19 protein-coding genes are annotated in these 23,366 nt (G+C 72.3%); 7 read left to right on the top strand and 12 right to left on the bottom strand.

Annotated elements, in window-relative coordinates; translation table 11 throughout:
* Positions 1-95, top strand: a 95-nt coding sequence (locus ABTZ91_RS32900) for an acyl-CoA dehydrogenase family protein (protein WP_132919430.1), incomplete at its 5' end; no start/stop codon positions are given.
* A gap of 70 nt (positions 96-165) precedes the next feature.
* Here the strand turns inward: ABTZ91_RS32900 and ABTZ91_RS32895 are convergent.
* The 3 genes from ABTZ91_RS32895 to ABTZ91_RS32885 are packed head-to-tail and all read right to left on the bottom strand — an operon-like array spanning position 166 to position 2,958.
* Complete coding sequence (locus ABTZ91_RS32895) at positions 166-693, bottom strand: hypothetical protein (RefSeq protein WP_352080893.1); 528 nt, start codon at positions 691-693, stop codon at positions 166-168.
* A gap of 4 nt (positions 694-697) precedes the next feature.
* Positions 698-2,506 (bottom strand): alpha/beta hydrolase, encoded by a 1,809-nt coding sequence (locus tag ABTZ91_RS32890; RefSeq protein WP_352080892.1) that lies wholly within the window; start codon positions 2,504-2,506, stop codon positions 698-700.
* Between the two features lie 8 nt (positions 2,507-2,514).
* Positions 2,515-2,958, bottom strand: coding sequence for a hypothetical protein (locus ABTZ91_RS32885; RefSeq protein WP_352080891.1), 444 nt, complete (start codon positions 2,956-2,958; stop codon positions 2,515-2,517).
* Positions 2,959-3,225: 267 nt separating this feature from the next.
* Between ABTZ91_RS32885 and ABTZ91_RS32880 the strand changes: the two genes are divergently transcribed.
* A complete protein-coding gene (locus ABTZ91_RS32880) occupies positions 3,226-4,773 on the top strand; it encodes a hypothetical protein (RefSeq protein WP_352080890.1) in 1,548 nt (515 codons plus the stop codon).
* Between the two features lie 127 nt (positions 4,774-4,900).
* On the opposite strand, the gene ABTZ91_RS32875 is transcribed toward ABTZ91_RS32880, so the two are convergent.
* Complete coding sequence (locus ABTZ91_RS32875) at positions 4,901-6,184, bottom strand: LCP family protein (protein ID WP_407078080.1); 1,284 nt, start codon at positions 6,182-6,184, stop codon at positions 4,901-4,903.
* A gap of 131 nt (positions 6,185-6,315) precedes the next feature.
* Between ABTZ91_RS32875 and ABTZ91_RS32870 the strand changes: the two genes are divergently transcribed.
* Complete coding sequence (locus ABTZ91_RS32870; protein ID WP_352080889.1) at positions 6,316-6,849, top strand: acyl-CoA thioesterase; 534 nt, start codon at positions 6,316-6,318, stop codon at positions 6,847-6,849.
* 178 nt (positions 6,850-7,027) lie between these two features.
* On the opposite strand, the gene ABTZ91_RS32865 is transcribed toward ABTZ91_RS32870, so the two are convergent.
* A complete protein-coding gene (locus tag ABTZ91_RS32865; protein ID WP_352080888.1) occupies positions 7,028-8,404 on the bottom strand; it encodes an LCP family protein in 1,377 nt (458 codons plus the stop codon).
* 340 nt (positions 8,405-8,744) lie between these two features.
* Here ABTZ91_RS32865 and ABTZ91_RS32860 point away from each other — a divergent pair, with 340 nt between their 5' ends.
* Positions 8,745-9,767, top strand: coding sequence for a glycosyltransferase family 2 protein (locus tag ABTZ91_RS32860; RefSeq protein ID WP_352080887.1), 1,023 nt, complete (start codon positions 8,745-8,747; stop codon positions 9,765-9,767).
* 69 nt (positions 9,768-9,836) lie between these two features.
* Here the strand turns inward: ABTZ91_RS32860 and ABTZ91_RS32855 are convergent, their stop codons facing one another.
* The 4 genes from ABTZ91_RS32855 to ABTZ91_RS32840 all read right to left on the bottom strand — a co-directional run bounded on the left by ABTZ91_RS32855 (position 9,837) and on the right by ABTZ91_RS32840 (position 15,935).
* Positions 9,837-11,309, bottom strand: a complete 1,473-nt coding sequence (locus ABTZ91_RS32855; protein ID WP_352080886.1) for an LCP family protein — start codon at positions 11,307-11,309, stop codon at positions 9,837-9,839.
* Between the two features lie 365 nt (positions 11,310-11,674).
* Complete coding sequence (locus tag ABTZ91_RS32850; RefSeq protein ID WP_352080885.1) at positions 11,675-13,456, bottom strand: LCP family protein; 1,782 nt, start codon at positions 13,454-13,456, stop codon at positions 11,675-11,677.
* Between the two features lie 258 nt (positions 13,457-13,714).
* Positions 13,715-14,854 carry an LCP family protein gene (locus ABTZ91_RS32845; protein WP_352080884.1) on the bottom strand — a complete coding sequence of 380 codons (1,140 nt, stop codon included), beginning with the start codon at positions 14,852-14,854 and terminating at the stop codon, positions 13,715-13,717.
* Positions 14,855-15,179: 325 nt separating this feature from the next.
* On the bottom strand, positions 15,180-15,935 hold the full coding sequence (locus tag ABTZ91_RS32840; RefSeq protein WP_352080883.1) for a TIGR03089 family protein: 756 nt from the start codon (positions 15,933-15,935) through the stop codon (positions 15,180-15,182).
* 137 nt (positions 15,936-16,072) lie between these two features.
* Between ABTZ91_RS32840 and ABTZ91_RS32835 the strand changes: the two genes are divergently transcribed.
* The 3 genes from ABTZ91_RS32835 (at position 16,073) to ABTZ91_RS32825 (ending at position 19,867) form a co-directional block, all read left to right on the top strand.
* The gene (locus ABTZ91_RS32835) at positions 16,073-17,545 is read left to right on the top strand and encodes a peptidoglycan recognition protein (protein ID WP_352080882.1); all 1,473 of its coding nucleotides are present in this window, start codon (positions 16,073-16,075) and stop codon (positions 17,543-17,545) included.
* Positions 17,546-17,659: 114 nt separating this feature from the next.
* Positions 17,660-18,742, top strand: a complete 1,083-nt coding sequence (locus ABTZ91_RS32830; protein WP_352080881.1) for an NDP-sugar synthase — start codon at positions 17,660-17,662, stop codon at positions 18,740-18,742.
* A 123-nt stretch (positions 18,743-18,865) separates the two neighbouring features.
* Positions 18,866-19,867, top strand: a complete 1,002-nt coding sequence (locus ABTZ91_RS32825; protein WP_352080880.1) for a DNA-3-methyladenine glycosylase 2 family protein — start codon at positions 18,866-18,868, stop codon at positions 19,865-19,867.
* Positions 19,868-19,951: 84 nt separating this feature from the next.
* Here ABTZ91_RS32825 and ABTZ91_RS32820 read toward each other — a convergent pair whose 3' ends face one another.
* From ABTZ91_RS32820 to ABTZ91_RS32810, 3 genes are all read right to left on the bottom strand, one after another.
* Positions 19,952-21,289, bottom strand: coding sequence for a coenzyme F420-0:L-glutamate ligase (locus tag ABTZ91_RS32820; RefSeq protein WP_407078081.1), 1,338 nt, complete (start codon positions 21,287-21,289; stop codon positions 19,952-19,954).
* Between the two features lie 14 nt (positions 21,290-21,303).
* Positions 21,304-22,287: a 2-phospho-L-lactate transferase gene (gene cofD, locus ABTZ91_RS32815; RefSeq protein ID WP_352080879.1), complete on the bottom strand. Its 984-nt coding sequence runs from the start codon at positions 22,285-22,287 to the stop codon at positions 21,304-21,306.
* Between the two features lie 63 nt (positions 22,288-22,350).
* Positions 22,351-22,860, bottom strand: coding sequence for a cysteine dioxygenase family protein (locus ABTZ91_RS32810; RefSeq protein WP_352080878.1), 510 nt, complete (start codon positions 22,858-22,860; stop codon positions 22,351-22,353).
* Between the last annotated feature and the right edge of the window lie 506 nt (positions 22,861-23,366).

Genomic DNA, 23,366 nt, shown 5'->3' with positions numbered 1-23,366 from the left:
CCGTCGAACGCATGATGCGCGACGCCAAGATCACCCAGATCTACGAAGGCACCAACCAGGTCCAGCGCATCGTCATGGCCCGCAACCTCCCGTAATCCCCCCACAGGAACCCGCGGCCCCCGGCACGAAAGCGCCGGGGGCCGCGGTCCGTGAGCCCGTCCGGGACTACCGGACCTTCTCGCCGTCCGGCACCTGGTAGCAGCCGGAGACCACGAACAGGTTGAGCTTCGGAGGGTTCTCCTCGGCCCAGTGGGCGATCTTGACGCTGTGCTTCTTGGCGTCGTTGTCGGCCGTGAGGGTCAGGCTCCTGCTCTTGGTGTTGTCAGGCCCGAAATCGACGACCTTCCAGCCGTGCTTGGGCAACTCTTCCCTGAGCCGCTCCATGACGCCGTCGAGCTGGTCGGGCGACGCCGGGGTGAAGGTCCACGCGTGGAACGTGGTGAAGTACTTCTCCGGATCCTTGCCCGAGCACGCGTTGGTCCCGGGGCCGGGCTCGGTCGCCTTCCCCTTCAGACCGATCAGGTCGTAGAGCTCGCTCGAGACCTTCTCCGTCGCGTCCGCCGCCTGGGACGTCGTGGCGATGCCCGCGAACGGAGGGCTGTCGGACTCTTCGGCGTCGGTCATGCTGCATCCCGTGACGGTCGTGAGGGCGAGGGACATGAGGAGCGCGGCTGCGCCCACCTTGATCTTCATCTGACTAGCGCACTCCTGGCGTGGGGTTGGGCGGCGGCTTCAGGGCCACGTGTTCCGGTTCGCCCGCGACGACCATGCCCTGATTCTTCAGGCTCGTGGTGCCCTCCTTCCAGTAGTCGCTGTGCCCCTCGGTGTCCGTGGTCATCTGGTTGGCGCCGAAGCGCGCGTCGCTCGGGACCGTCCACGGGCCGTCCCAGTCGGTGCCGCCGTGCCCGAACCGGCCGACGTCCGGGACGATGTCCCCGTCGGCCTCCTGGTTCCAGACATGGCCCTTGGGGACATCCATCTGCTCGGCCTTGGGCACCTGCACGCCGGGGCTGCCGGCCAGGATCACGTCGTCCGCGTTCAGGTCGCCCTGCCGGGCCGCCGAGCCGATGAGGGTCGTGCCGTACGAGTGGCCGATCGCCGTCCGGTGGGGGTCGGAGTCGACCGCGCGGGACGCGTCGAGGCCGTCCATGAAGCGGTTGTACGCAGGGGCGCCGTCATTGGCGTAATGGCTGAAAGGAGCGTCCTTGACGATGTCCTGGGGGGCGTCGTAGCCGAGCCAGGTGATCGTGGAGACCGAGCCGTTCTCGGCGCCGGCGGCCACGCGCCACACGTTCTCCATCCGCTTGATGTCGCCGTCGATGCTGCCCAGGTTCGACGTCGTGCCCGGCACGTAGACCGCCTGGTGGTCGGCCGTGTCCGGGTTCCCGTTGGCGACGATCGCCCGGCCGTTCCTCTCCGGATTGAAGCCGAGTAAGTAGGCCTCGGGCAGACCTCTTTCCCCTGTCCTGTCGAAACGGGCCTGAATCGCGTTCATGCCGTTCAGGGACTTGTTGAGCTGTTCGTAGCGCTCGCCGTACTGCCGGTGCCACTCCATCCACTCGTCGGTGTGCACCTTCACCGGGTACCTCCCCGCCGTGATCCACGTCCACTCGTTGGCCGGCGGCTTCGGGATGGAGTTCAGCTCCGTCTGGTACTGCCCGTGCTTCTCCGCGAGGACGGTCCGGTTGGCCTCGTCGCGGACCGGCGACGGCAGGCCGTCCAGCGCGCCCACGGTGTCGGGCCGCAGGGACAGCCACGCCGACTGCTGTTCCGGGTCGAGTCCCTTCCACCAGGCCGCGTTGTCCTTGGGGCTGCCGTCCTTGGGTGGCTGGGGCAGGGAGGCGAGGTAGCTGTTGCCCGCCTCGTGGACCCCGCCCATGTCCGACTGGGCGTCGGCCCAGTCCCCGTCCGAGACCTTCAGGTCGTCGTCGGCCTTCAGGGCGCGCAGCTTCGGCGCCCACTTCGCGTCCGCCTCCGTGGCCTCCCGCAGGGCATCCGCGATCCGGTTCGCGAACGCGAGCGCCTTGCCGTAGTGCGGGTTCGGGTGGATGTTGACGGCCTGGCGTTCGAGCGCGTCGGAGGTCGCGCCGCCGCCGGCGCTGCCGGTGACCGTGCCGCCGTCCTCGACCTTCTCCGCGCCGGGCTTGGAACCGGGCGGGAAGCCGACCGAGCCGTTCGGGTGGACGGTGCAGCCGGCGGCCTGGGCATCGGCGATCGCGGCGTCCAGCTTGCGCTTGGCGGCGCCGACGTCGAAGGCGAAGCCGTTCAGCGCGGTGCTCACCAGACCGCACTCGGTCTGCGCGTAGTGGAAGTTCTTCGACAGTTCCTTGAGCTCGCCCAGGGCGGCCTCGGCGGCCGCGCCCTTGAGCTCGCCGCGGATGCCCGCCGAGATCCGGGTGTCGATCGCGTCCTTTGCTGTCATGGCCATGTCACCGACGGCCCGGTAGCCGTCCGCGGCCTCCTCGTACTCCGTCTGCTTGAAGGCCCGTAAGGTCTCCAGATCCATGGCCGCGGTCACTTCTCCTTCGCCTGGCCGCCGACGGCCGCGGTGTCCGCGTACCGCTTCGCGTGCGCGTCGAGGTCCTGCCTGACCGACTCGTCGGGCTTCGCCAGGTCGTGCCCCGACTGCTGAAGGATCCGGCTCAGCGACTCGCAGCGACCGCTCACGTCACCGACGTACTTCTTCCAGGAGTCGTACAACTCCTTCTGCGCCGCTGCGCTCTGGCAGCCGCCGGTGTCTCCGAGCCCCGCCTGTCCGCTGTCGAGCTTCGACAACGCCTTGGCGACGTCGTCCTTCAGGCCCGAGACGCCCTCGCCGGCCTTCGCCCAGGCCCTCTTGTCGGTCTTCAGGTCCTCCGAATACCCGCCGCCCTGCTCGGGCGCGACCTGGTTCAGGCGCATCGACGACTGGCGTGCCGCCGTCTCCGCCTTGGCCTGCTCCCACTCGTCCCACGGCATCCGCGAAACCTCCCCGTGTCCCCGTAGTCCTGCTGCCTTCGCCGTCAGGAGTCCCGGCAACCTTCAGGACTCGCGGCCCATACTGTCCGGTTCCATGGGCGCCGGCGGGCGAATCCAGACATTGGCCGAACGCCTGGCCGCTTCGACCGGACAGGAGTGCGTCGAGAACCTGTTCCCACCGGGCGGTACCGTGTGTCACGGGCACCGGCCCAGGGTTTCCGGGCGGCCGTGTCCCCTCTCCGCCCGACCCCAGTGAGGCCAGCACCGATGACCGGCGAGTCCGCCATGTCCCGCTCCCGACCGCTCGACCCGGGCCGGCTCCTCGCCGCGCTGCGGGGCGCGGCCCTGCTGCTCGTCGCCGGGGCGGTGCTCATGATCGTGCGGCTGCCGTGGATAGGCGACATGGGCGTGCACGCCGCCACCATAGAGCGGCTGCGGCACGACCTGGTCCACCCCGGCAACCCGATGGTCGACTCGCCCACCGACAGCCCCTACTACTCGCCGTGGACGGTCTGCCTGGCCCTCTTCGCCAGGGTGACCGGCCTGGACACCTTCGACGTGCTGCGGTGCGCCGCCGTCGCCGGTCTGCTCCTCCTGGCCGTCGGCGTACGGCAGTTCGTCCGCACCCTCAGCCGCCATCCGGCCGCGCCGCCGCTCGCCGTGCTGTGCCTGCTGCTGCTGTGGGGCGTGAAGCCCTTCATATGGAGCGGCTTCCTCGGCCTCACGTCGCTCTCGGCGAACGCCTCGTACCCGAGCACCTTCGCCACCGGCCTCGGCTTCCTCTTCCTCGCCCTGCTCACCCACGCGCTGCGGCGTCCCGGCACGGGCGTCGCCGCCTACGCCGGGCTCGGCGCGCTCTGGGCCGTTCTGACGCTCAGCCACCAGTTCACGGGCGTCGTCTTCACCTTCGGCGCCCTCGGTGTCCTCGTCGCCGCCCGCGTCCGGCCCACCCGGGCCCTGGTGCTGCGGCTCGCCGTCGCCCTCGCCGTGGGGCTCGCGATCCTGGCCGTCTGGCCGTACTACTCCTTCTTCGCCCTGCTCGGCGCGGGCGGCCTGGAGGACATCCACCAGCCGCTCTACCGGCACCGGCTGGTCCGCTTCACCCTCGTCCCGCTCGGCGTGTTCGCCCTCGCGCTGCGGCTGCGCCGGAACCGCCGCGACCCGCTGGTCGTCTGGTTCCTGCTCGGCCTGGTGACGGTCGCCGCCGGCGCGGTCTTCGACAAGTGGTCCCTGGGCCGCACCGAGCCCGCCGTGGTCATGCCCGCGCAGCTCGCCGCCGCCCTCTGCGTCCTGCACGGCGGCACCCGCCGCTTCCGCGCCGTGTTCGGCGCGGTGCTGGCCGCCGCCCTCGTGGTGGGGGCGTGGGCGCAGCGCGACTCCCTGACCTTCGTCATACGCCCGGACGCCCTGCCCGCGGCCGTCACCGCGGGCGCCTGGAAGGTGTGGGAGCCGCCGGCGTGGACGAACCGGTACACCGCCTACGGCGACGTCGTCCTGACCGGCGACCGGGGCTCCGCCATCACCCTGCCCGGATACGGCAGGTACACGGTCGCGCCCGGCTACCCCGACTTCTTCCTGCCGGACGAGGAGCGGCGGACCGCCGACAGCGAGCGCTACTTCGCCCCCGGCACCCCGCGCGAGGAGCGGCTGGCCGTGCTGCGCGCGTACGGCGTGACCTGGGTGCTCCAGCGGCCCTCAAGCGGCGGGCTCCCGGCCGGGGACCCCGCCCTGCGCGAGGTGGGCCGGGGCCCGGACGGCCGCGTGCTCTACCGGGTGGTGGACCAGGCGCTCGGCGGGACACGCGCCGGAGGCTGACCGCCCGAGGCCGACCGCCGGAGGCCGACCGCCGGAGGCTGACCGCCCGAGGCCGACCGCCGGAGGGCTGGCCGCCCGAGGCGGCGGTCAGCGGTTCCAGGTGACCGTCAGCGGCCGGAGGCCGACGTCAGCGGTTCGAGGTGACCGTGACCGGCTCGTCGTTCTGGATCTCCTTGACGAGCTGCTTCACCTTCGGCATGTCCCACTTCAGGGAGCCCTGCGGGGCACTGCCGCTGATCGGGATGTTCATCGACTTCCCGTCGCCGCCGCTGATGCCCTTCATCGCGAAGAACATCGTGGCCAGGTCGTAGAGCGACATGTCCTTGTCCACGATCAGCGTGTCCAGGCCCGCGCCCAGCGTCGGGTACAGCGTGAACGGGTTGAGGATCGTGCCCGGTGTCGCCGCCTGGTTCGCCAGCGCGGACAGGAACTTCTGCTGGTTCTTGGTCCGTGCCAGGTCCGACTCGGCGAAGGCGTAGCGGGTCCGCACGAACGCCAGGGCCTGCTCGCCGTTCAGGGTCTGCGGGCCGGCCTGGAAGTCGGCGCCGGACTTCTTGTCCTTGAAGCCCTTCTCGATGTTCATCTCGACACCGCCGAGCGCGTCCACGATGTTCGCGAAGCCGGCGAAGCCGATCTCCGCGTAGTGGTCGATGCGCAGCCCGGTGTTGTACTCGACCGTACGGACGAGCAGCTCGGGGCCGTCCATCGCGTACGCCGCGTTCAGCTTGGAGCCGCCGCGCGGACCGAACCGCTTGCCGGACTCCGAGCCCACGAAGGACGGGATGGTCACCCAGGAGTCACGGGGCAGCGAGATCATCGTGTTCCCGCTGGAGCAGGCCGCGAGGATCATCATCGAGTCGGTCCGCTTGCCCTCGGCGGAGCCGGTGTGCAGCTTCTTCTTCTCCTCGGCCGACATGCCCTCGCGGCTGTCGGAACCGACGATCAGATACGTGGTGCAGTCACCCTCCGCGGGCCGCTCGATCACCTTGGCGAGATCGACCTCGTTGCGCATCTGCGAGCTGGCCCACGCGTACGTGCCGACGCCCCACGCGAGGACGCCGACCAGCAGCACGACCGAACCGACCTTGATCCGGCGCCGCCAGTCGGGCGCGGGGGCGCCCGGCGCGCCGGAGGGGCGCGGGGAGTACTGCGGCGGTACGGTCCCGTGCCCGCCGCCCCGGCCGCCGCCCGCGCCCTGCGGGCCGCCGTAGACCTGGCCGGTGCTGTAACCGGAGTCGTACCCGGACGCCTGGGCCTGGGTGAAGTTCGGGTGGTAGCCCTGGCCGCCCCGGTCGTACCCCGGCTGCTGCTGCGGCGCCTGCGGGTACGGCTGCTGCGGGGGGACCTGCGGGCGCTGCACATGGCGCATCCGGCGAGGCCCCTCGGGCTGGGCGTCGGGCCACTCATTCATGCGGGACAGTCTGCCGTTCGGGCCGGGCGGCCCGACAGGCCGGGTGGGGAATCGGGGCGGCGCTGTTGCCAAGCTGATGCAAAGCGGACGGCGTCGCGACCCGCCGGAGGGCCGGGCATAAGGTAGAGGGCATGACAGATCAGGCCGACATCCCGGGCAAGCCCACCTCGGCGTCCCGCACCACCCTCAGCCACATCATGACCGCCCACGACACCAACCTCCTCGGCACGGTGCACGGCGGCGTGATCATGAAGCTGGTGGACGACGCGGCGGGCGCGGTCGCGGGCCGGCACTCGGGCGGCCCGGCCGTCACCGCCTCCATGGACGAGATGGCCTTCCTGGAGCCCGTCAGGGTCGGCGACCTCGTGCATGTGAAGGCCCAGGTCAACTGGACCGGCCGGTCCTCGATGGAGGTCGGCGTCCGCGTCATGGCCGAGCGGTGGAACGAGTCCACGCCCGCCACCCAGGTCGGCTCCGCCTACCTCGTCTTCGCGGCCGTCGACGCGGACGGCAAGCCCCGCCGGGTCCCGCCGGTCATCCCGGAGACCGAGCAGGACAAGCGCCGCTACCAGGAGGCCCAGATCCGCCGCACCCACCGCCTGGCCCGCCGCCGCGCGATCATGGACCTGCGCGAACGCCGGGCGGCGGAGGGCTACGAGGACTAGGACGCCCCCCGGGACACCGGCCCGCCCGCCCGACCGACCCCTCGGCGAGTGAGCCGAAGGGGCGCGCCGGGGGAACAGCGACGAGCGCGCGGAGCCTCCCGAGGAACGAGGGAGGCGAGCACGTACGGCGCTGTGAGCCCGGCTCAAGCGCCCCGGAGGAGAACCGAGCCACAGAAAATCACGGACACACGACCTGGTCGCCGGTGACCGCCTCGAACTGGCCCTTCTGCGTCTCCCGCGCCCGTACCGGCGTCACGCCCTTGTAGTCCGCGCCCACCGTGACCCGCAGGGTGCCGCCCTGGCCCTTCACCGGGCGGAGCTCGGCGCCCGGGAGGGCGGCGGCGAGGGACTGGGCCGAGCGGTCCCAGCCCGGGTCGTACTCGATGAGGGTGCGCGCGTGCTGACGGCCCGCGACGGCGGTCCGCGGGGCGCGGGTGGTGTCGAAGCCGGCACCCCGCAGGGCGGCGTCGACCCGGCCGCCGAGCCCGTCGGTGCGGGTGCCGTTGTAGACCTGGACCCGGATCGTCTTGGGTGCGACGTCCACGTCGACGGGCCGCGGCCCCTGCGTCGCTGGCGGCCGGGCGGGGGCGAGGGGCCGGTCCTCGCGCAGCGACTGGAACAGCTTCTGCGCCTTCGGCGCGTCCCACTTCACGGTGGAGCCGATCCCCTTGACCTGGAAGCTCATGTCGCCGATCGGCACGGACACGAACTCCGAGGACGCCGGCGTGAAGCCCCGCATCGCCTTCGCCAGGGCCAGCATCTGTTCCGTACGGAAGCCCTCGTCGGCCCGGACGGAGCCCAGCGTGGTCGTGGCGACCTGCCGGAACCGCACCGGGTTGAACAGCACCCCGCTGCCGGTGATCCGGTCGACGAGGGCGGCCAGGAACTTCTGCTGGCGCTGGATGCGTCCGATGTCGGCGGCCCCGTCGACATGGCGGGCCCGCACGTACTGGAGGGCCTCACCACCGTTGAGCTCATGGGGTCCGGCGGGCAGGTCGAGCCCGGTGTGGGAGTCCTTCAGCGGCTTGGTGGTGCAGATCTGCACTCCGCCGACGGCGTCGACGGTCTTCATGAAGCTGGTGAAGTCGACCTCCAGATAGTGGTCGATCTTCACGCCGGTCATCGACTCGACGGTCCGTACGGTCAGCCCGGGCCCGCCCTCCGCGTAGGCGGCGTTCAGCTTCACCGGGTGCGCGTTGTGGTGCCGGCCGGTGGTGAGGTCGGTGTGCGCGGGCATCTCGGCGTACGAGTCGCGCGGCAGCGACACCACGCTCGCCCGCTCCCGGTTCTCGGAGATGTGCACGAGCATCACCGTGTCCGTGCAGTGGCAGGGCTCTCCGCCGAGCCGGTACGTGCGCCGCTCCTCCTCGGTGATCCGGTCGCGGCCGTCGGTGCCGACGACCAGGATGTTCATGCCGTGCCCGGCCTGGGGGCGGTTCTTCATGTCCTTGAAGGGGTCGACCCGGCTGATGCCGGTGTCCAGGCCGGTCACCACCGCGTGCCCGATGCCTCCGGCCGCGAGTACCACCACCGACAGCGTGGTCGCCATCCGCATTCCCCACCGGGGCCGTCCGGGGCGGCGCCGCCGGCGGACCGGTGCGGGGCGGGCGGCGGGCCGGGACGGACGGGGCGTGCGGGGCGGTGTGGGCACCGGGGGACACCTCCGCGAGGGGACAGGGGACACCGTGAGCACCGTAGGCCCATACGATCAGCGCCACCCCGCATCGGGACCCGAGGCGCGCGAACGTGTCCCCCGTTCGCGGTAACGTGGCGGGCGATAACGCCGTCTCCCGGGGGCCGACCCCCGGACCCCCGAGCCTGTCTTCTGGGGGACGACCCCCAGGCCCCGAGACTGTTCCTTCTGGGGGACGACCCCCAGACCCCCGAGGAAGTTCATGCAGCCCCCTGTCTCCGTGATCATGCCGGTCCTCAACGAGGAGCGGCATCTGCGCAACTCGGTCCGCCACATCCTCGAGCAGGAGTACGACGGCGAGATGGAGGTGGTGATCGCGCTCGGTCCGTCCACGGACCGCACCGACGAGATCGCCGCCGAGCTCGTCCGCGAGGACCCGCGGGTGCACACCGTGCCGAACCCCACGGGCCGTACCCCGGCCGCGCTCAACGCGGCGATCAAGGCGTCCCGTCATCCGATCGTGGTCCGCGTCGACGGTCACGGCATGCTGTCGCCGAACTACATCGCGACCGCCGTCCGCCTCCTGGAGGAGACGGGCGCGCAGAACGTGGGCGGCATCATGCACGCCGAGGGCGAGAACGCCTGGGAGGAGGCGGTCGCCGCCGCGATGACCTCCCGGATCGGCGTGGGCAACGCGTCCTTCCACACGGGTGGCGCGGCCGGCCCCGCCGAGACCGTCTACCTGGGGGTGTTCCGCCGGGAGGCCCTGGAACAGCAGGGCGGCTACAACGAGGAGTTCATCCGCGCCCAGGACTGGGAGCTGAACTACCGCATCCGCGAGGCCGGCGGTCTGATCTGGTTCTCGCCGGAGCTGCGCGTCCGGTACCGGCCGCGGCCGAGCGTCCGCGCGCTGGCGAAGCAGTACAAGGACTACGGCCGCTGGCGGCATGTGGTGGCCCGCTACCACGAGGGATCCATCAACCTGCGCTATCTGGCCCCGCCGGCCGCGGTCTGCGCGATCGCGGCGGGTGCCGTGGTGGGCGCGCTGGTCACCCCGCTCGGCTTCCTGGTCCCGGCCGGCTATCTGGCCGCGATCACCGCGGGTTCGGTCCCGGCGGGCAAGGGCCTGTCCCTGAAGGCGCGCCTGCGGATCCCGGTGGCGCTGGCGACCATGCACATGTCGTGGGGCTTCGGCTTCCTCACCAGCCCGCGCTCGCTGGCGAAGAAGGTCATCGCGAGCAAGCGCCCGGCGGTCACCGCACAGCCGCCGGCCGAACGGTCCTGACGACGGTGGCCGGGCCCCTCGGGAAGGGGCCCGGCCACCGTCGTACCGGAACGTCACGGGACCGTGGGGTCAGCTCTCGCCGTCCCAGCGGTAGACCGAGTAGACGTCCATGCAGGCGGTCTTGCTGGACGCGCCCTCGGGCAGGTCGCCCGCCTGGACCGTCGGCCTCTTGTACGTGCCGCCCTCGCGCCAGTCCGAGCCGATCACCAGGGTGATCTGCGACACCTCGGCGTCCGGGCGGACGGCGGTCGCCGGCAGGCCGAGCGAGACGGCCACGGACACCGCGTTCGCCTTGCCCTGCTCGCCCGCCGCCTTCGGGTAGAACACCGCGCTGTCCTTGCGCGGCTTGGCGTCCCGGGAGGAGTCGGCCTGGGCGAAGCCCTTGCCCCGCAGGTTCTCGGCGATCGAGCCGGCCCGGCCCTCGGCGGGCGCCTGGCCGTCGCCCGAGGTGCCGTTGACGACCGAGACGGGGAAGGAGTCCGGTGCCCCGGCGGTCGCCGACGGCTTCGCGGAGGCGGTCGGCTTCGGCTTGTCGGCCGGGTCGCCGTTCTTGTCGAAGGCGACGTCCTCGCGGAGCATCGACCACATCTTGTCGGCGGACGACGGGACCATCTGGAGCCACGCCCGGGGGTTGCCCGGGTACGGCTGCGTCGGCACGGTGGCCGTCGTGAGCCGGTCCAGCTTCACGTTCTTGAGCTGCATCGACAGGTCGAAGAGCCGCTTCACCGACTTGATCTCGTCGGAGACCATCAGCGCCCGGGTGGCCACGTCGGCGAGACCCATGAGCCGGCCGGTGTCGGTCCAGGCGTTCTGCTCCTGGAGCTTCTTCATCATGCCGTTCATGTACATGTGCTGCGCCTTGGCGCGGTTCTGGTCGCTGCCGAACGCGTGCCGGGTGCGCAGCCACTGGAGGGCCTGCTCGCCCTTGACCTCGTGGGTGCCCTCGGGCAGCTTCAGGCCGGAGCCGCCCTTCTCGTGGGCGGTGGACCGGTCCCACACGCCGGTCTTGACGCAGACGGGGACGCCGCCGACCTCGTCGGCCATCGCCACCACGCCCGCGAAGTCGATCATCACCCAGTGGTCGATGTAGACGCCGGTGAGCGTCTCCCAGGTGGTGAGGGTGCAACCGGGGCCGCCGCGGCTCAGCGACTCGTTGATGGGCCGGTTGGTGGTGGCCGGGTAGGTCTGCTCGCCGTCCCGGCACGTGGGGATCGGCACGACCGTGTCGCGCGGGATGGAGATGATGGAGGCGTTCTTCCGGTCCGCCGACACGTGCAGCAGCATCTGCACGTCGGCGAGCGGCTTGCGGTCCCGGTCGTTCTTGCCGCCGCCGAGGGCCACGTTCCTGGCGTCGGCGCGGCTGTCGGAGCCGATGAGGAGGATGTTGAGCGGGGTGTCGCCCAGCGCGTTCGGCGCGGTCTTCTTCACGCCGCTGTCGCCGCCCGCGCGGCTGCCGCCGCGGAGGTTGTCGTTGAGGTGCTTGTAGTAGAGGTATCCGGCGCCGGCCGTGCCGAGTATCAGCAGCGACAGCGTCGCGGCCACCCAGCGCAGCACCTTGCGCTTGCCCGGCTTCCTGGCGCGCCGGCGCGGACCGCCCCGGCGATGCCCCCGGCGGGAGCCCGCGTCGCCGTCGCCGACGGAACCGCCCTCACCTATGGAGCCCCCATCGCCCGCGGGGCCCCCGTCGCCCGCCGAGCCGCCGCGAGCGCGGCGCGCACGGGGCACGGTACGGCCCGGGCTGCCACCCGCACCGGCCTCGCCGGCCCCGTCCTCGTAGAGACTCTCGTCCCAGCCCAAGTCGCGGGGGTGTGCGACGCGTTGCCGCGTCCCCTCCCTGCCCACGCCGTTCTGTCCCACCCCTGGTCTCCTCGTCACTCAGGTGTGCCCCAACACCCGGTCTGGCCGGGTCACTTGGCGCACACCTGCTTGTCTGCCGTCTGCGCACCCTCCGGCGCCTTCGCCGGACCGGTGAGGGGCACCCCCGCGCCCTTGAAGTCCGCGCCGAGGACGAGCGTCATGGGCTCGCGCTCCCCGGCGTCCTGCGTCCCCGGCTTGAGCGCCGAGGCGGGCAGGCCCATCAGGTCCGCGAGCTTGCGGGCCTGGTCGGCCTGGTTCGGTGCGTACGTGAGCGTGGTCTTCGCCGCCTTCTCGGGGGCGTTGCTCTTGTTGCTCGACCGCGTCACGCCGTGTTCGTTCTGGAGCCAGTCGATCGTCTTCTGCGCCGCGCCCGTGACACCGCTGCCGTTGTAGACGTCGACGCGGACCTCGCGGGCGGTGGAGCGGGCACCCTTCAGGAGCGCCGCCTGGGCCTCGGCCTGGGCGTTCTTGGCGTCCTGCTCCTTCTTCTTCACCTCGGTGAGCGAGGTGTCGGACTTCATCATCTCGAAGAGCCGCGGCGCCTCGACCGGGTGGGGGACGACCGTGACCGGGCGGGGCTCGTTCGGATTGTCGATGACCGGCATGGTCAGGAACGTGATGTTCTTGGTGTCGATCTGGGTGAGTTCCGAGGCCAGGGACTTGAGCTTCGAGATGCTCCCTATCCCGGTGTCGACCGTGAGCGCGTTGGTCGCGGCCTCGGCGAGGTCGTACAGCTTGCTCGGCGAGGTCAGCGTGTCGTCCGACTTCATCTGCCGGATCATCGAGCTGAGGAACTGCTGCTGGATCCGCATGCGGTCGAGGTCGCTCTTGTTGCCGAAGCTGGAGCGGGTGCGGACGAAGGCGAGGGCCTGCTCGCCCATGATCGTCGACTCGCCCTTGGGCAGCTTCAGATGCGACTTGGGGTCGTCGATCGGCCGCTCGACGCAGACCTTCACACCGCCGACGGCCGTCGTCATCTCCTTGACGGCGTTGAAGTCGGCCATCATGAAGTGGTCGACGGTCAGGCCGGTGATCTCCTTGACCGTGCGCATGGTGCAGCCGGGGTCGCGGCCGGACTGGCCGAGGCTCACGTTGAAGCGGACGCCCGACTGGGCCGGGATCGTCTTGACCGTGCCGTCGGGCTGCTTGGTCTCGCACTCCGGGATGTCGGTCATCAGGTCGCGCGGGATGGACATCGCCGTGGCGTTCGTCCGGTCCTTGGAGACGTGGAAGAGGATCGTGGTGTCGGCATGGCCGGGACTGTTCTTGTCACCGTAGCCGCCGTTGCCCTCACCGGTCCGCTTGTCGGTGCCGATGAGGAGGATGTTGAAGGCGGCGTCCTTCTTGAAACCACCGTCGCTGCCGCCCGCGACCTCGATGGTGTTGATGTTGTTGTCGAAGTGCCGGTAGAGCGCGTACGCGCCGGCGGCGCCGCCCACGAGGACGAAGGCCATCGTGCCGCCGGTCCACATCAGGACCTTCTTCTTCCTGGACTTCGCCGGCTTGCGCTTGCGGCGGCTCGGCGGGCCGCTCCGTTCGCCGGGCTCGGCGGTACGGCGGCGGCGCTGGCCCGGGACGGGCGGCATCGTCTCGGTGAGGCGGTCCTGGGCGCCCCGGTCCGGAGTGCCCCGGCCCTGCGCGCCCCGGCCCTGCGCTCTACGGGTCGGTGCGGGAACGACGCCGGGAGTCTGCGGGCGCGAGAGGGACGGGGTGTGCTGCGACTGCCCAGCGGAGTGGTCCAGTCGCAGTTCGTAGTTGCCGGTCTGCGGGTTGAGTACCCACTGGTCGGCGGGGTCGATCTCCTCCGCCCGTCCACGGCTGTGCGCGTCCACGGTTACCTGAGTCCTCCGTCGGTGCCACGCGAGGCGCCTCCCCCTCGGGCGCTCGGTCGTTCGATCCTTGAGTGCGCGACCACGCGGTCGGGTGCACCGGATCGCGTCACACTATCCGCCCAGTTCAGCGTGGGGCGACGTCCGTGACAAATTCCACGCCCCTTACAACCGGGCAATTCGCTCAAACCCCATGCACAGTCACCCTCCCCTTGGCCACGCCTTTACGAATCCCGCCCCCGGCCCACCCCGAGCCTCCCGCTAGCAGACCCCCTCCGCCGCGTTCCGTCCCGGGAAGGACGGCGCGACCGAGGCGTTGGGCCCCTCCGCCTCCGGCTTGCCGCTGCCGCCCGGCCGGACGGTGACCGGCCGGTCGGCACGCAGCCGGGCGAAGAGCTGGTCCGCCGCGGGTTGCACCAGTTCGTCCCGGTTCGGGTTGTACGCGTACGGCCGCCGCGGCACCGTGAGGAACTGCACCTTCTCGGTCGGGACGGCCCGCAACGACCGCGCCAGGTCGTACAGGTCCCGCAGCGAGTCCAGGCCGGCGTCCGTCGTGACCGACTTGGTGGCGGCGTCCAGGACCGGATAGAGCCGGGTCGGATTGAGCAGCACGCCGTCGCTCTGCACCTTGTTGACCAGGGCGCCCAGGAACTGCTGCTGGCGGTCCATCCGTTCGGTGTCGCTGCCGTTGCCGAGCGTCTTGCGGGCCCGCACGAAACCCAGCGCCTGCTCGCCGTGGAGCGTCTGACGCCCGGCCGGCAGCTTCAGATGGGCGGCGGGGTCGTCGATCGGCTCCTTCAGGCAGAGCTCCACCCCGTCCACGGCGTCGACCATCTTCTTGAAGCCCTGGAAGTCGATCACCATGTGGTGGTCGATCCGGATGCCGGTCAGCTTCTCCAGGGTGCGGATCGTGCACGCCGTGCCGCCGGACTCGAACGCGAGGTTGAACTGGGCGAAGGCGGCCCGGCTGAGCGTCTTGTCCGGTTTCGTGCAGCTCGGGATGTTCACCATCAGGTCACGCGGGATCGACACCGCCGTCGCGCCCGCGCCGCGCGCCGAGATGTGCAGCAGGATCGTGGTGTCCGAACGCTGGGTGCCCTTGTCCCGCCCGTACTGCCGGTTCCCGGCCCCGGCCCGCGTGTCGGAGCCGATCAGCAGGATGTTCCGCGCCGCGTTGACGGCCGGCGACGGCCGCTCCTTCTCGTACTTCAGGAGCTCGGCGGCGGCGGTGGTGTCCGTGGTGATGTTGCCGTCGAGCTTGCGGTACAACCACCACCCGCCCCCGGCCGCGGCCAGCACCACGACCGCCGCCCCGAGAGCGGTCCAGCGCAGCCAGTGCCGCTTGCGTCCGCCTTCGCCTTCGGCTCCGGCCTCCGCGGGCGTGTCTGCGCTGTCCGTCACGTCTTCGGTCCGTCCTCGATGGCGTCTTCGCGCGCCGCCCACCCGTCGTCGCTGAAGAAGACGGCCGTTCGCGGCGCCTGGTTCTGCGGAAGGCGTCGGCACCCCCTCGGCCGATCATCCACCGGACTCCCCGCGGGAGCCCGGGTACGCGGCGCGTCGATGGGCCGTACGGGTGGCCGGGGGCGGGGGAGGTGCCCGGCGCGCAGGCGTGGGGGCTGCGGGGGCCGTGACGGGGCGGGGCTGCCCGGCGACCCGCCCGGCGCGTCTCACGGAGCCCGGCGGGTCGACGGTGGCGTCCCACGGAGCCGGGCGGGTCCCCGGTGGCTCAGTCGGTGAGGGTGAGGGTGACCCGCTCGCTCTCCACGCGCTGGGCCAGGCCCTCCGGTCCGAGCTGGTTCAGGTGGCGGCACAGGACCACCGAGCCGCCGGCGGCGAGGGGCGCGTACAGGCCGGCCGAGACGCCGGCCCAGGTGTCGTACGAGCGGTCGGTCAGCAGCCGTGCCCCCGGGCCGAGCCCCAGCTGGGCGGCGTCCGTGCGGGCGCGCTCGACGAGCTGGACGCCCGTCAGTTCCATACCGTCGACGACGAGCGTGGGCGCGCCCGGATCGACCGGTACGAACGGGGCGAAGCGGTCGCCCTGGCTCGGCACCTCCACCGCGTAGTCCGCGTATCCCGCGGGCGGTTCGGGGAAGCGGCGCCCGAGCGGGGCGAGGGAGAGCGCGATCCGGTCTCCCGAGCAGGCCAGGCCCGCCTCCAGGGCGTCGGGCCCCGCGACGACGTAGTCGGCGGCGGCCGGGTCTCCGCCCACCTCCGCCGTCACTCCGACCGACGCGCAGGCGAGCAGCCACACGGCGGTCTGCCAGTGCGCGGGCAGCAGCAGCGCGAGCCGGTCGCCGGGCGAGGCGGACAGCTCGCCCTGGAGCAGATTGGCGGTCTTGGCCACCCAATTGGCGAAGGTGGCCACCGACAATTCCACGCGTTCACCGGTGGCGTCGTCGTAGAAAGTGACCAAGGGGCGGGTCGGGTCCGCGGCGAGCGCGGATCGCAGCAGGTCGGCGGGGGTGCGGTCGCTGGCGTTCACGCGGGCTAGCGTACGCGCGGCTCCGGGCGGGGTCCCCCGTACCGGTGACGCCCGTCCACCGGTCGGCCCGACGGAACGTCAGTTTCACCCGGGATTCCCGCCGCGCGGAACGCCCGCGCCCTGCGGACGATCGGCCCATGCGCGTTCATCTCGTCTCCTCGATCGCCGTCACCTGTGCGGCGGCACTCACCCTGCCGCTCGCCCTCGCGACCCCGGCCCCGGGCGTGGCCGCGCCGGTCCCGGGTGCCGCCGAAGCTCCAGGCGCCCCGGGCGCTCCAGGTGCTCCAGAGGCTCACGGGCCCGCGGCAGGGCCGGCCGCGCGGCACGCGGGCAGGCCCGCGGACACCACGCTCGCGACGACCGCCGGCGCGGTGCCGGAGGCCGCGCCCGCCGCGGACGTCGCCGGTTCCACGCAGTCGCTGCCGCTCGAACCGCTCGCGCCGGAAGGCCCGCGGAACCGCACGCCCGGGGCCGCCGATCCGGCGGCCGGGCAGGGCCTCGCCCGACAGGACGTCAGACCGTTCTCGCTGGTCGGCGTGGTCTGGGACGACGTCCGGACCCCGCTGCACGGCACCGTGCAGGTCCGCACCCGGTCCACGGCGGACGGCGTCTGGTCCGAGTGGCAGGACGTGGAGACCCACAACGGCGAGCACGGCGCCGACCCGGGGACGCAGGAGGGCCGTTCGGGTGCCCTGCACGGCTCCACCGCACCCCTGTGGGTCGGCGACTCGGACGGCGTCGAGGTCCGCGTACGCCCGGAGGGGCACGCCGGGCAGACCCCGCTCCCGGCCGGTCTGCGCCTCGAACTGGTCGACCCGGGCCCGGAACCGCCCGCACCCGACGCCCCGCCCGCAGCCGCCGCCCTGCCCGCACCCGACGCCCCGCCCGCCCCCGCACCGCCCTGGCCCGCCCCGCCGATGGCGCGCGCGGCGGCACCGGCCGCACCCGCCGCCCCCGCGGCACCCGACGCCCTGCCGGCCGAGCGCCGCGCGGCGAAGCCGTACATCGGTCCGCGTCCGAAGATCGTCACCCGCAAGGGCTGGGGCGCCGACGAGAAGATGCGCGAGAAGGGCTTCGTCTACACCAAGACGATCAAGGCGGCCTTCGTCCACCACAGCGCCACCGGCAACAACTACACGTGCAAGCAGGCCCCCTCCGTGCTGCGCGGCATCTACCGCTACCACGTCAAGAGCAGCGGCTGGCGGGACCTCGGCTACAACTTCGCCGTCGACAAGTGCGGAAACATCTACGAGGGCCGCGCCGGCGGTGTCACCAAGCCGGTGCTCGGCGCCCACACCCGCGGCTTCAACACCAACAGCATGGGCATCGCGGTCCTCGGTTCGTACGGAAGCGCCAGCCCGCCGGCCGCCGTCCTCACCGCCATCGCCCGGCTGACGGCGTGGAAGCTGGGGCTGCACGGGGTGAACCCGAAGGGCAAGGTGACTCTGACCTCAGGAGGCGGAAACCTCTACAAGAAGGGCAAAAAGGTCAAGTTCAACGCCATCGCCGGACACCGCGACGGTTTCGCCACCGACTGCCCGGGCGGGCGTCTCTACGGCAAGCTCGGCACCACCCGTACGGCCTCGGCGAAGTACCAGGGAAGGCGCTGATGCGGTCATCGGCTCAACCATCTGCATAAACTGACCGGTCATATCGTACGGACGGGCGCGCGACGCACCACCCCGGCGACGAGACCGGACCCGAACAGGAAGCAGAGACGACAGGTGACCGAAGCGATTCTCCTGGTCGGTGGCAAAGGCACCCGGCTGCGTCCCCTGACGGTCAACACGCCCAAGCCGATGGTCCCGGCGGCCGGTGTGCCCTTCCTGACGCACCAGCTGGCCAGGGCCAGGGCGGCGGGCGTGGACCACATCGTCCTCGCCACCTCCTACCTCGCCGAGGTCTTCGAGCCGTACTTCGGCGACGGGTCGGCGCTCGGGCTCAGCATCGAGTACGTCACCGAGGAGGAGCCCCTCGGCACCGGCGGCGCGATCCGCAACGTCGCCTCCCGGCTGCGCTCGGGCCCCGAGGACCCGGTCCTGGTCTTCAACGGCGACATCCTCACCGGCCTCGACATCGGCGCCCTGGTCGCCACCCACCGGTCCTCCGGCGCGGACGTCTCCCTCCACCTCACCCGGGTCGAGGATCCGCGCGCCTTCGGACTGGTGCCGACGGACGAGACCGGCCGGGTGACGGCCTTCCTGGAGAAGCCGCAGACGCCCGAGGAGATCGTCACCGACCAGATCAACGCGGGGGCGTACGTCTTCACGCGCTCGGTCATCGACACCATTCCGGCCGGCCGCCCGGTCTCCGTCGAACGCGAGACCTTCCCCGAGCTTCTGGCCTCCGGCGCGCACCTCCAGGGCATGGTCGACTCCACGTACTGGCTCGACCTCGGCACCCCGCACGCCTTCGTCCGCGGCTCCGCCGACCTCGTCCTCGGCCGCGCCCCGTCCCCGGCGGTACCGGGCCGCTGCGGCGACCGGCTGATCCTGGACACGGCCACGGTCGCCCCGGACGCCAAGCTGACCGGCGGCACGGTCATCGGCCCCGGCGCCGTCATCGGCTCCGGCGCCCGCATCACCGGCTCCACGGTCCTGGCCGACGCCGTCGTCGAGCCCGGCGCCGTCATCACCGACTCCCTCATCGGCACGGCCGCCCGCATCGGCGCCCGCACGGTGCTGACGGGGGCGGTCATCGGCGACGGCGCGGACGTGGGGGCGGACAACGAGCTGAGAGACGGCGTCCGCGTCTGGTGCGAGGCGAAACTCCCCGCCGCGGCGGTCCGCTTCTCCTCGGACCAGTAGCGGCTCGGCCGGGGGCGCGCCCCCCGGCGCAGCCGGACCGTGCGCCCCCACACCCGCCCGCCTCCCCCTGAGGCGGAGCTCACACCCACCCCCCACCCGCCCCCCGCCGGATAGGCTCGGCACATGGCCGGCCGTTTCGCCCCCCGCACCCCCACCACGCGCACCACCATCCGCGGCGGCCACATCCCCGTACCCGCGCCCCGGCCGCAGGCCCACAGCCGGCGGCTCCCGGACCAGCTCGGAGCCGAGGAGCTGGATCTCGGGCTCACGCTCGGGCCGCTGCGTCGCGGGCCCGCCGACCCGACCTTCCGGGCCGCCGCCGACGGCTCGGTCTGGCGGGCCAGCCGGACGCCGGAGGGCGCCGGGACCCTCAGGGTGCGGGTCCGGGGCGGCGTGGTCGAGGCGGAGGCGTGGGGCCCCGGAGGGCCCTGGCTCCTCGAAGGGCTCCCCGCGCTCCTCGGCGCCGACGACGACCCCGCCGCCTTCGTCCCCCGCCACAAGCTGCTCGCCCTCACCCACCGCGCCCGCCGCGGCCTGCGGCTCACCCGCACCGGTCTGGTCCTGGAGTCGCTGATCCCGTCGATCCTGGAGCAGAAGGTCACGACGCACGAGGCGTACGGCGCCTGGCGGTGGCTCGTGCGGAAGTACGGCGAGCCCGCGCCGGGCCCCGCGCCGGACGGCATGTACGTGATGCCCGACGCCCGTACGTGGGCGCTGATCCCGTCCTGGGAGTGGCACCGCGCGAACGTGGACGGCAAGCGCTCCGCCACCGTCGTGCGCGCCGCCCGGGTCGCGGCCCGCCTGGAGGAGGCCGCGCACATGGCGCCGGCCGAGGCCCGCGAGCGCCTGGAGCTCGTCCCCGGCATCGGCCCCTGGACCTCCGCCGAGACGATCCAGCGCAGCAACGGAGCCCCCGACGAGGTCACGACCGGCGACCTGCACCTCCCCGGCATCGTCGGCTGGGCCCTCGCGGGCGACCGTACGGCCGACGACGCGGCCATGCTGGAACTGCTCGCGCCCTACGAGGGCCAGCGCCACCGCGCCGCCCGTCTCATCCTGCTGAGCGGCCGCGTCCCGCCCCGCCGGGCGCCCCGGATGACCCCCGGCGACATCACGGCCATCTAGGGCCTTCTCCCGGATCAGGCCGGATCGGGGAGCGGGAGCAGCCCTCCCCTCACCATCACGGCCCTCTGGGCGGCCGTCCTTCCCTCACCGCACCTCGATGAACGCCCCCGGCCGCCGCACCGCCCGTTCCTTCGGCGGCGCCGCCGGCCGGCCGACGGCCACCGCGCCCATCGGGTCCCAGTCCCCCGGCAGCCCGAGCACGTCCCGTACGACGTCACGGCAGAACATCGTCGACGACACCCACGCCGAGCCGAGCCGCTCCCCGGCCAGGGCCACCAGCAGGTTCTGCACGCCGGCCCCCGCCGCCACCACGAACATCTCGCGTTCGGCGGCGTCCCGGCGCGGGTCGCCGTAGTGGTGGGCGCCGTCCATGACCAGGCAGGGCACGATCAGGTACGGCGCGTTGCGCAGGACGTCGCCGCGGCGGATGCGCTTGGCGATCGACTCCTCGGACTTCCCGTCCGCCCGCAGGTCCGCGATCCACGCCTCCCGCATGGCGTCGACGAGGCGCAGCCGCGCCGTCGCCGACTCCAGGAGCACGAAGCGCCACGGCGTGGTGTGGTGCGGGGCGGGTGCCGTGACGGCGGCGGCCACGGCCCGCCGTACCGCACCCGGGTCGACCGGGTCGTCGGTGAACTCCCGTACGGTGCGCCGCAGCGTCACCGCCTCCCGGACCGCCTCCGACGTCCCGAGCCGGAACATGTCGTCGGCCGCGCCGCGCACGAGGGCCCGGGCGCCCGGTTCCTCGTCGCCGGTGACGACATGGCGCAGTCCGCGGACGACGGCGACGGGACGGCCGGCCGCCTTGCCCTTCACCAGGTCTCCGGCGGCGGCGAGTTCGTCGGCGGTGGCGACGACGGTCACGTTCAGCTCGTTGCCGTGGGAGTCGGTCACGCCCCGCAGGTCGTCCAGGACCCGCACCCCGGCGGCGCCGATGGCCACGTCGGTCAGCCCGTTGCGCCAGGGTCGCCCGAAGGTGTCGGTGACGATCACCCCGACCTCGACGCCGAGCGCCTCGCGCAGGCCCTCGCGGATCCGCCGGGCCGAGGCGTCGGGGTCCTCGGGCAACAACAGCACCGTTCCGGCGGGGGTGTTGGAGGCGTCGACTCCGGCGGCGGCCATGACGAGGCCCTGCCGGTTCTCGACGATCCGCAGCGGTCCGCGCCGCGCCACCACCCGTACGGTCTCGGCGTCGATCGCCTCCTCCCGGTCGGCGGCGGTGATCATCCGTCCCTCCGCCTTGCTCACGATCTTCGAGGTGACGAGCAGGACGTCCCCGTCGACCAGTCCCGGCGAGACGGAGGCGATCAGCTTGGCGATGTCGTCGCCCTCACCGACCTCGGGCAGCCCGTCGAGGGCCCACACCTCGTAGCGGACGGGCACCGGCTCCTCCTCGGCACCCTCGCGCCCGGCCCCGCCCACCGGATCGCCCCGCCTCACGCGCCCGCTCCGCCGGCGCCGCCCGCTTCGCCGACCTCCGCCGCGAGGGCCAGGGCCTCGCGGGCCATCGCGGCCGTCGCGTCCAGGTCCGTCATCATCAGCGGCACCGCGCGGCAGCGGATGCCCGTCGCCTCGACGTCCGCGACCGTGCCCGCGTCGACCGTGTCGACGAGCCAGCCGTCGAGGAGCCCGGAGCCGTAGTGCCGGGCGACGGCCGCCGCCGTGGCCTCGACGCCGACCGCCGCGAGGACCTTGTCGGCCATGCCCCGCACCGGCGCGTCGCCGACGATGGGGGAGAGGCCGACGACCGGCGCGGAGGCGGAGGCGACCGCCTCGCGGATGCCCGGGACGGCGAGGATGGTGCCGACGGACACGACCGGGTTGGACGGCGGGAAGAGGATGACGTCGGCCTCGGCGAGGGCTTCCAGGACGCCCGGCGCGGGCTTCGCCTGCTCCGCGCCGACCGGGACGACGGCCCGCGCGTCCACGGAGGCGCGCAGTTTCACCCAGTACTCCTGGAAGTGCACGGCCCGCGTCTCGCCGTCCACGTCGATCGCCACGTGCGTCTCGACCCGGTCGTCGGACATCGGGATCAGCCGGACGCCGGGCTGCCAGCGGTCGCACAGCGCCTCGGTGACGGCGCTCAGCGGATAGCCGGCGCCCAGCATCTGGGTGCGGACGATGTGGGTGGCGAAGTCGCGGTCGCCGAGGCCGAACCACTCGGGTCCGACCCCGTACGCGGCCAGCTCCTCCTTGACGGTGAAGGACTCGTCGGCACGGCCCCAGCCCTGTTCCTCGTCGATGCCACCGCCGAGGGTGTACATCACGGTGTCGAGGTCGGGGCAGACCTTGAGACCGAAGAGATGGATGTCGTCACCGGTGTTGCCGATGACCGTGATGTCCGCGTCGGGCGCGGCCTGCTTGAGGCCGCGAAGGAAGCGGGCACCACCGATGCCACCGGCCAGAACCACAATGCGCATGCGGACAGTCTGTCAGCCGAAGCATGATCGTCCGAGGGGTGGTGGCGACGACGGACGGGCCGGTCAGGCCGATACGGCTCCGAGGGTGCCCGAGGCGCACTGCTCGCGCACCGACTCGTGCATCGGCATCTCGGTGAGCCCCGGGTAGTAGACGTGCAGGCTGACGGCCGGCTCCAGGGAGTCGTTGACGACCTCGTGCACGTAACCGGGCGCGAAGACGCGCTGGGCGCCGGGGTCGAGCGTCCGCGCGCCCCGTTCCGTACGCTCCGTCAGTTCGCCTTCCAGGACGGTCAGGACGCCGGAGGAGGGGCCGTGGTCGTGGGTTCCGCTGCCCTGGCCGGGCAGCCAGGAGAGCAGCCAGACCTCGTAGCCGGGGCCGGTGCGCAGCCGGTGGTACCAGCGGGTGGTGGCGTCGTACTCGACGTAGGGGGCCCACAGGGCGCGGTCGGCGGCGATCTCGCGGGCGAGGCCGACGAACTCGGCCACGGTGACGGGGTGCTCGCGGGCGGGCTGCAGGAGGTGCGGGACCTCAAGGATGTCGCCGGCGATCTGAAGGTCGCTGTCCATGTTCATGGTGCGGTGGTTCCTCGGCAGGAGTGCTGGGGTGTCGCAGATCAGGGTGGAGCGGGCGCGGCGGGGCCGCGGAAAGACGCTGGAGCGCTACGTCGGACGGGTGCGCGTCAACAGCTGGGACAGCAACAGCAACAGCGGGCCTGGACAGCGCGGCGGAACCCACGGGCGTGGGTCGCGGCGGGCGCTGTGGTCGCTGGCATGCCACCAAAGTGGCGGGAGGGACACCCGACTGTCAACTCAATGCCCGATTTGGCGGCAATGTTTCACCTCATCCGGTTGCCGTGTCCGGAGAAAGGTTTGTGCATGGGGTGCGCAGGACAGATGGCGCACCAACCGTGGCTGTGAACGCGGCGGGGGTCTCGTGATCAGACTGTGATCCGGATCGCTTCCGTGGCTGGATCGCAACAAGATCCACGTCCCGGACGTCCTCCTCTGTGGGGCGCGACGGTGGAGTCAGGCCCGTGGCATGTGTCAGGTTTTTGGTGATTTGAACACTTTCCGCATAG

Source organism: Streptomyces sp. NPDC126499 (assembly GCF_040302485.1).
In the GTDB taxonomy this organism is placed as follows: Bacteria; Actinomycetota; Actinomycetes; order Streptomycetales; family Streptomycetaceae; genus Streptomyces.
Note: the sequence above shows the minus strand (reverse complement) of the source record. Positions and strands in the feature narration are given on the sequence as shown.

Coding starts and splice junctions, on each gene's coding strand:
- ABTZ91_RS32895 (WP_352080893.1), bottom strand. CDS start 693: ATGAAGATCAAGGTGGGCGCAGCCGCGCTCCTCATGTCCCTCGCCCTC.
- ABTZ91_RS32890 (WP_352080892.1), bottom strand. CDS start 2,506: ATGGATCTGGAGACCTTACGGGCCTTCAAGCAGACGGAGTACGAGGAG.
- ABTZ91_RS32885 (WP_352080891.1), bottom strand. CDS start 2,958: ATGCCGTGGGACGAGTGGGAGCAGGCCAAGGCGGAGACGGCGGCACGC.
- ABTZ91_RS32880 (WP_352080890.1), top strand. CDS start 3,226: ATGACCGGCGAGTCCGCCATGTCCCGCTCCCGACCGCTCGACCCGGGC.
- ABTZ91_RS32875 (WP_407078080.1), bottom strand. CDS start 6,184: ATGAATGAGTGGCCCGACGCCCAGCCCGAGGGGCCTCGCCGGATGCGC.
- ABTZ91_RS32870 (WP_352080889.1), top strand. CDS start 6,316: ATGACAGATCAGGCCGACATCCCGGGCAAGCCCACCTCGGCGTCCCGC.
- ABTZ91_RS32865 (WP_352080888.1), bottom strand. CDS start 8,404: ATGCGGATGGCGACCACGCTGTCGGTGGTGGTACTCGCGGCCGGAGGC.
- ABTZ91_RS32860 (WP_352080887.1), top strand. CDS start 8,745: ATGCAGCCCCCTGTCTCCGTGATCATGCCGGTCCTCAACGAGGAGCGG.
- ABTZ91_RS32835 (WP_352080882.1), top strand. CDS start 16,073: ATGCGCGTTCATCTCGTCTCCTCGATCGCCGTCACCTGTGCGGCGGCA.
- ABTZ91_RS32825 (WP_352080880.1), top strand. CDS start 18,866: ATGGCCGGCCGTTTCGCCCCCCGCACCCCCACCACGCGCACCACCATC.
- cofD (WP_352080879.1), bottom strand. CDS start 22,287: ATGCGCATTGTGGTTCTGGCCGGTGGCATCGGTGGTGCCCGCTTCCTT.
- ABTZ91_RS32810 (WP_352080878.1), bottom strand. CDS start 22,860: ATGAACATGGACAGCGACCTTCAGATCGCCGGCGACATCCTTGAGGTC.